Annotated in this window: 8 protein-coding genes; 1 reads left to right on the forward strand and 7 read right to left on the reverse strand. The window is 53.2% G+C overall.

Annotated features, from left to right (window positions below; genetic code table 11):
- Window positions 1-437 (reverse strand): methyltransferase domain-containing protein (locus KQJ18_RS20500; RefSeq protein ID WP_216422611.1); only part of this gene is annotated, 437 nt, incomplete at its 3' end.
- Between the two features lie 135 nt (window positions 438-572).
- Here KQJ18_RS20500 and elyC point away from each other — a divergent pair.
- Entirely contained in the window at window positions 573-1,337 is a 765-nt protein-coding gene (gene elyC, locus KQJ18_RS20505; RefSeq protein ID WP_216422612.1) for an envelope biogenesis factor ElyC, read from the forward strand.
- Window positions 1,338-1,429: 92 nt separating this feature from the next.
- On the opposite strand, the gene KQJ18_RS20510 is transcribed toward elyC, so the two are convergent.
- The 6 genes from KQJ18_RS20510 to KQJ18_RS20535 form a co-directional block, all read right to left on the reverse strand.
- Window positions 1,430-2,323, reverse strand: a complete 894-nt coding sequence (locus tag KQJ18_RS20510) for a YcbJ family phosphotransferase (RefSeq protein ID WP_038639330.1) — start codon at window positions 2,321-2,323, stop codon at window positions 1,430-1,432.
- A gap of 165 nt (window positions 2,324-2,488) precedes the next feature.
- Window positions 2,489-3,235, reverse strand: coding sequence for a 3-deoxy-manno-octulosonate cytidylyltransferase (gene kdsB / locus KQJ18_RS20515; RefSeq protein ID WP_137350469.1), 747 nt, complete (start codon window positions 3,233-3,235; stop codon window positions 2,489-2,491).
- A complete protein-coding gene (ycaR, locus tag KQJ18_RS20520) occupies window positions 3,232-3,414 on the reverse strand; it encodes a protein YcaR (protein ID WP_038639323.1) in 183 nt (60 codons plus the stop codon). The genes kdsB and ycaR overlap by 4 nt, the downstream gene beginning before the upstream one ends.
- Before the next feature lie 51 nt (window positions 3,415-3,465).
- Window positions 3,466-4,698, reverse strand: a complete 1,233-nt coding sequence (locus tag KQJ18_RS20525; protein ID WP_216422614.1) for a winged helix-turn-helix domain-containing protein — start codon at window positions 4,696-4,698, stop codon at window positions 3,466-3,468.
- A gap of 41 nt (window positions 4,699-4,739) precedes the next feature.
- Window positions 4,740-5,717 carry a tetraacyldisaccharide 4'-kinase gene (gene lpxK / locus KQJ18_RS20530; protein WP_159121952.1) on the reverse strand — a complete coding sequence of 326 codons (978 nt, stop codon included), beginning with the start codon at window positions 5,715-5,717 and terminating at the stop codon, window positions 4,740-4,742.
- On the reverse strand, window positions 5,714-6,247 hold a 534-nt coding region (locus tag KQJ18_RS20535; protein WP_216422616.1), incomplete at its 5' end, for an ATP-binding cassette domain-containing protein. The genes lpxK and KQJ18_RS20535, both read right to left, overlap by 4 nt.

Genomic DNA, 6,247 nt, shown 5'->3' on the forward strand with positions numbered 1-6,247 from the left:
GACAGCGCGCCGCCGGGACGCAATACTGACCACAGCGTCTGCAACACGCTGACGGGATCCGTCACCCATTCCAGCACAGCATGAAACAATATCAGATCAACCGGGGTTTCCAAATGCGCAGTAACGTCCTGAGCGGCGCATTGTATGAAATGCATGTTTCCGCTCACACCTTTTGCCTCTGCCGCCTGTCGCGCACGGGCGATCATTTCGCCTGACAGATCGCATAATGTCACGAAGTGCCCACGTTCAGCCATCTTGATGGCCGTTTGCCCTTCACCGCCGCCGGCATCCAGAATATGCAATTGTTGCTCGCCGAATGTCGCCAATAATCGATCCAAATCCTGCCAAAGAATAGCCTGTCTTAATTGGCCTTTGGTGGTGCCGTAAATGTTACGGGAAAACTTCTCTGCAATGTCATCAAAATTGCGATCCCGCATCGGGCTCTCCACATACTGGCTTTAGGGTGACTAAGTAAAACCGCTATTTTGTCACACCCGCGCCGAGAATGAACCTTCCTGGTGTAATATCCCTGCAGATCCCCTGCTGTATGGTTAAAAAAGGAACCAAAAAGGATGCTTTTTACGCTGAAGAAAGTGATTGGCGGTATGATGCTGCCGCTTCCACTGATGCTAACAATGATGGGTATTGGCCTGGCGCTGGTCTGGTTTAGCCGCTTTCAAAAAACAGGGAAAGTGTGTATCAGCCTGAGTTGGCTGGCGCTATTACTCCTGAGTTTACAACCCGTCGCCGACAGTCTGCTGAAGCCCATTGAGGACAGCTATCCCACCTGGCAGGATACGCAAAAAGTGGAATACATTGTGGTGCTGGGCGGGGGATATACCTGGAACCCTCAGTGGGCGCCGAGTTCAAACCTGATTAGCAATAGCCTTCCACGCCTGAATGAAGGTATTCGCCTATGGCGCGCGAATCCAGGATCGAAGCTTATCTTTACCGGTGCCGCCGCAAAAACGAATAACGTTAGTACCGCGGAAGCTGGCGCCCGCGTAGCAAAGTCGCTGGGGGTGCCGGCGGGTGACATCATCACGCTGGATCAACCCAAAGATACTGAAGAAGAAGCAGCGGCAGTAAAACAGGCCATCGGCAACGCGCCGTTTCTGCTGGTGACCTCCGCGTCGCACTTACCGCGTGCCATGATTTTCTTCCAGCAGGCCGGGCTACATCCGCTGCCAGCACCAGCCAATCAGTTAGCGATTGATTCCCCGCTTAATCCATGGGAGCGGGCAATTCCCTCGCCGGTCTGGCTGATGCACAGCGATCGTGCCGGATACGAAACGCTGGGGCGCATCTGGCAGTGGCTGAAGGGAGCTGAACATTGACCGAAATGTTGCCTGATGGCGACGCTATCGCGTCTTATCAGGCCTACGGGTCAGCGCAGAATTCCAGGCCGGATACGGTGTTCACGTGTTGATCAGGCGAGCCACGGCAGCAGGGATTTTGTCGCCAGATCAAAGTTGGAACGATTAAAGCGTCCGGTATTGACCAGTTGCGCCACCTCATCCCATAACACATACAACCAGCGCCGCCAGATGAATGACTCCGCCACTGGCGCGCGTTGCAGATATTGCCAAAGCAGGCTTTCCGCCAGCGCATTATCCATTAAGCGGAACAATTCATATTCTCTTGGCGCCCATAGCATCAAGCCCGGTCCCACCATCGCCAGGAGCTGATCGCTACGAGCATCTTTGAGCATGCTGCGTAAACTGAAATTGCCGTGGATCAGCACGCAGTTATCATTAAATCCGGCAAATAAGTCGGGTAAACATTCACGGGTACGGAACAGAATCCGCTTGTCCTGCATCGTCAGCCCAGTATTGTTGAACTGATTCAACGTGCTCCACAATACCTCGACACGCTGGCGATACCAGGACGGCCAGATGTTCTCTTGCGTGTTATCCACCGCTCCCACGCAGCCGCGGCTGTCCTGCCGATGCCATGACAGCAAACCTTCTACGATTTGATCTTTTAAATGTTCCCATCGCTCGGGCGTTCGGGCAGGCGCTTCCACCGGCACGCCGCGTAGACGCTCAAGCAGGAGCACATCAGGACCGGGATGCTCCTCATGCGTTAAGACGCCATAAATGACCGGCATACGTACCGTGCCACTGCGCGCCAGCATGGAGGTTTTCCATGCCAGCTGCTGCGCCATCCCCGGCGTGGTGAAACTTCTCGCCATCAGCGGCATCGGATTACCCTGACTGTCGTACAGTGACCACAGGGCGGTATCCACTTTCTCATTCACGCATTCAATACGACTGAGTTTTTCACCCAGCAGATGGCTGAGTTCGGCACGCAACTGTTCCATTTCAGATTGCCCTCATAAAAGCTACTGCTTTCATAATGAGCGTCGCGCAGACAGATGTCACCCGGATGAGATCAATTGATGAAAAGAAAAGCACAGGGAAAACGTAACGATACGACACTCCTCCCAAAAATAGGCGGTATTATGGGTGGAGTGCCATGAGAAAAACTAACGCATTTCAGCGCGAACGCGTTCAAGATCCTCAGCAGTGTCTACGCCAGTACCCGGTACTTCTTTAGCGACGGCCACGTGAATTTTTTCGCCGTACCACAGCACACGCAGTTGCTCCAGCATTTCAATATGCTCAAGCGGGCTGGGCTGCCAGTTAACATAGCGGCGAATAAAACCGGCGCGATAACCGTAAATACCGAGGTGACGCAGGAAGGTATCGCCTACCGTTTCCAGGCTTTTGGCAAAACGGTCGCGATCCCAGGGAATCGTTGCGCGCGAAAAATAGAGCGCATAGCCTTCGCTGTCCAGAACGACTTTAACCGCATTCGGATTGAATGCTTCTTCCGCATTATGAATGGGAGCCGCAAGGGTCGCCATGCCAACCTGGCGTTGCGCCAGATTTTCGGCCACCTGACGAATAATGACCGCTGGGATCATCGGCTCATCACCCTGAACGTTCACAATAACGGTATCATCGCTAAAGCCACATTTCTCGACGACTTCCGCCAGACGCTCGGTACCAGACTGGTGATCGGCCCGGGTCATGCAAACTTCCCCTCCCACCGCTTCTACCGCACGAGCGACATCTTCATGATCGGTGGCAACGATAATGCGCTCAGCGCCAGATTCACGCGCACGCTCCAGCACATGCACGATCATCGGCTTGCCGTTGATATCCAAAAGCGGCTTGCCCGGCAAACGGGTGGACGCATAACGCGCAGGAATAATGACCACAAAACTCATGATTTACTCTCATCCGCAGTCAGAACACGAGCTTCGGTTTCCAGTAAAACGGGAATGCCATCACGCAGTGGGAAAGCAAGGTTATCCGGTTTACAAATTAGTTCCTGTTTTTCCTGGTTAAACCAGAGTTTGCCATTGCATACCGGGCAGGCAATGATTTCAAGCAGACGATGATCCATAGTTCCTCCAGATGGACCGGATTGTGAATCCGTAAATATTAACATAATCGCTTAACGGGCTGGGGCTATTTCCCAGCCATGACGTACACCAGCAAATATACCTTCAGGACAGCGCCCCAGCGTCACGCACGTTGCCTGCTGCCAGCGGGCAAAATCATCAATCGCCTGGAACAACCCTTTTTGCAGAGTAATGCCAGGTTTGACCCCATCCTGTAACCATAGCGAAATCACCTCCAGTACACCTGTTTTACGGTGCATTTTGGCATCCATCCGCCCCACTAACTGCCCATGATGCAGTAAAGGCAGGACAAAATAACCGTATTGTCGTTTCGCTGCTGGCGTATAACATTCCAGCCGATAGCTAAAATCAAATAGCTGCTCTGCCCGTTTGCGATCCCAGACCACCGGATCAAACGGCGATAAAACCGTGCTATGCGTTGCCGTTAATTTACCCGCCAATGCCTGCTCAAGCAGCGGTTGAAGATCGCTATGCAACCACAGGGTTCCCAGCCCTTCAACGTCGACAGGAATAATTTGTTGCTGTTCCTTGCGCACATCACACCAGTTTTTTAACCCCGGACGCTTCAGACGATAGTAGTCTGCCAACCATTGTTCGCGAAAAATCCCCAGACTACGGGCGCTGTTGTCCAGCATGACAATTTCGGCTTCCTCTTGTGAAAGCCTGTCACGTTCATCATCCCAGTGCGGCATGACGCGATGGGTTAAATCATAGACTCGCTGGAAATTACGCCGCTCCACCACCATGACTTTCCCGGCAGTAAACAGTCCTTCAAGGTGTCGCTTATGCGGCTTCCATTCCCACCAACCGTTAGCCCCCTTACGGGGATGTTCAAAATCGGCTGAGCGTACCGGCCCATTATGATGGATATGCTGGAGTAACTGCTCAATCTCATGGGCATGTTCTGCCATCCACGCCGCTTTATATTTCCAGCCCATTTTCTCCGGCGCCAGCATGCGGTGGCGTATCAGCATAAAGTCACTGCGCGGCATAAAGCAGGCCTCGTGCGCCCAGTACTCCATCAGTTCACCCTGCCGTAGCGAGTCATCCAGCCATTGCGGGGAATAATCACCTAAACGACTGAACAGCACCAGGTAAGGACTGCGCGCCACAATATTGATGGTATCGATTTGCAATAAAGATATGCGCGAAATGGTGGCAAGAATATCGGCAGGAGATGCCCGGCGGCGTGTTTTTTTCAGCAGACCTTGAGCGGCAAGGTGAAGATGACGAGCATCCGTCAGAGAAAGGTGCGGCAACGACATTTATGACCTCATAAATGATTCGCTGCCGCAGCTTGAATCCGTTAGCGAGTCAGCGAGATTAAGCTATCCAGCAACACATCAGGCCGTTCGCCTGACAAATGTGCGTCCACAGGTAAATACCACCAGTTATCATCAGCAAATGCGCGGCATTTAACCGCATCTTTTTCCGTCATCACCAGCGTTTGCCCTGCGTCTGAAAACGCACTGACGTCACTGTAGGTCAGAGATTGATGATCTGCCAGCGCAATACATTTTTGTGGTTTGGCTCCGCACGCTTCAAGCGTGGCAAAAAAACGTGGCGGATGACCAATACCCGCCATGGCGACAATATTGGTTAGCTGTGCCACATCACGGCGTTCACCCGTGCGTAAATTAACGGCCCGCCCTGGTTCAAGTCGCATGGGGATCTCCCCCGGCTGTGGACTGCCGCCGTTAACGATTGTCGCATCCACCGATTTAAGCCGGCCTGCGCGTTCCCGCATTGGACCGGCAGGAAGCCACCAGCCATTGCCAAATCGACGCTCGCCGTCAATCACCACGATTTCAACATCTCGCGCCAGACGATAGTGCTGCAGACCATCGTCCGTCACAATAATCTGCACATCATGATGCGCCAAAATAGCTTTTACCGCATCCGCTCTGTTCGGAGAGACCGCTACAGGCACGCCGGTACGCTGGTAGATGAGCACAGGTTCATCACCCGCTTCTGCAGTCGTGGTATCCGTTGTCAGCAACAGCGGGTAAGCCGCGGCTTTTCCGCCATAACCACGAGAAACCACGCCTACGCGGATACCACGTTGCTGTAGTCGTTCAACCAGCCAAATCACCACCGGCGTTTTACCGTTCCCGCCTGCGGTAAGGTTTCCCACTACGACAACTGGTACTGGCGCGCGCCATGCGCGCTTGAGCCCAAGTTTGTAGCATAAGCGGATCCCCCCACTCACCAGGCCATACAGCCAGGAGAGTGGAAGTAATAAGCGCCACAGCGGCGATTCACCAGACCAGATACGTGCGATCATTGACCAAATTGCATTTTGTGTAATTGCGCATACACGCCGCGTTGCTCAATCAGCTCGTTATGGGTTCCGCGCTCAACAATCACCCCGTCTTCCACCACGATGATTTCATCCGCCTGCTCAATGGTAGAAAGACGGTGTGCAATGACCAGAGAAGTACGGTTTTTCTGTAGCTCATCCAGTGCCGCCTGAATCGCGCGTTCGGATTCAGTATCGAGAGCCGACGTAGCTTCATCAAGGATCAGGATCGGACTGTCACGCAGTAAGGCACGGGCGATAGCGATACGTTGGCGCTGTCCACCGGAAAGCAGAACGCCGTTTTCGCCAATCACCGTATCCAGACCATTATCCATCTTATTGATGAAATCCATGGCATAGGCCATCTGCGCCGCTTTTTCAATCTGTTCGCGACTGTATAAATCGGTACGCGCGTAGGCGATGTTATTGGCTACCGTATCGTTAAACAGGTGCACATTCTGCGAAACCAAAGCAACCTGATCGCGCAGGGATGCGAGGGTATATTCGCGCAGATC

The organism is Citrobacter sp. S55_ASV_140, from assembly GCF_018919505.1.
Classification (GTDB): domain Bacteria; phylum Pseudomonadota; class Gammaproteobacteria; order Enterobacterales; family Enterobacteriaceae; genus Citrobacter; species Citrobacter werkmanii.

Coding starts and splice junctions, on each gene's coding strand:
- ycaR (WP_038639323.1), bottom strand. CDS start 3,414: ATGGATCATCGTCTGCTTGAAATCATTGCCTGCCCGGTATGCAATGGC.
- lpxK (WP_159121952.1), bottom strand. CDS start 5,717: ATGATCGCACGTATCTGGTCTGGTGAATCGCCGCTGTGGCGCTTATTA.
- KQJ18_RS20510 (WP_038639330.1), bottom strand. CDS start 2,323: ATGGAACAGTTGCGTGCCGAACTCAGCCATCTGCTGGGTGAAAAACTC.
- elyC (WP_216422612.1), top strand. CDS start 573: ATGCTTTTTACGCTGAAGAAAGTGATTGGCGGTATGATGCTGCCGCTT.
- kdsB (WP_137350469.1), bottom strand. CDS start 3,235: ATGAGTTTTGTGGTCATTATTCCTGCGCGTTATGCGTCCACCCGTTTG.
- KQJ18_RS20525 (WP_216422614.1), bottom strand. CDS start 4,698: ATGTCGTTGCCGCACCTTTCTCTGACGGATGCTCGTCATCTTCACCTT.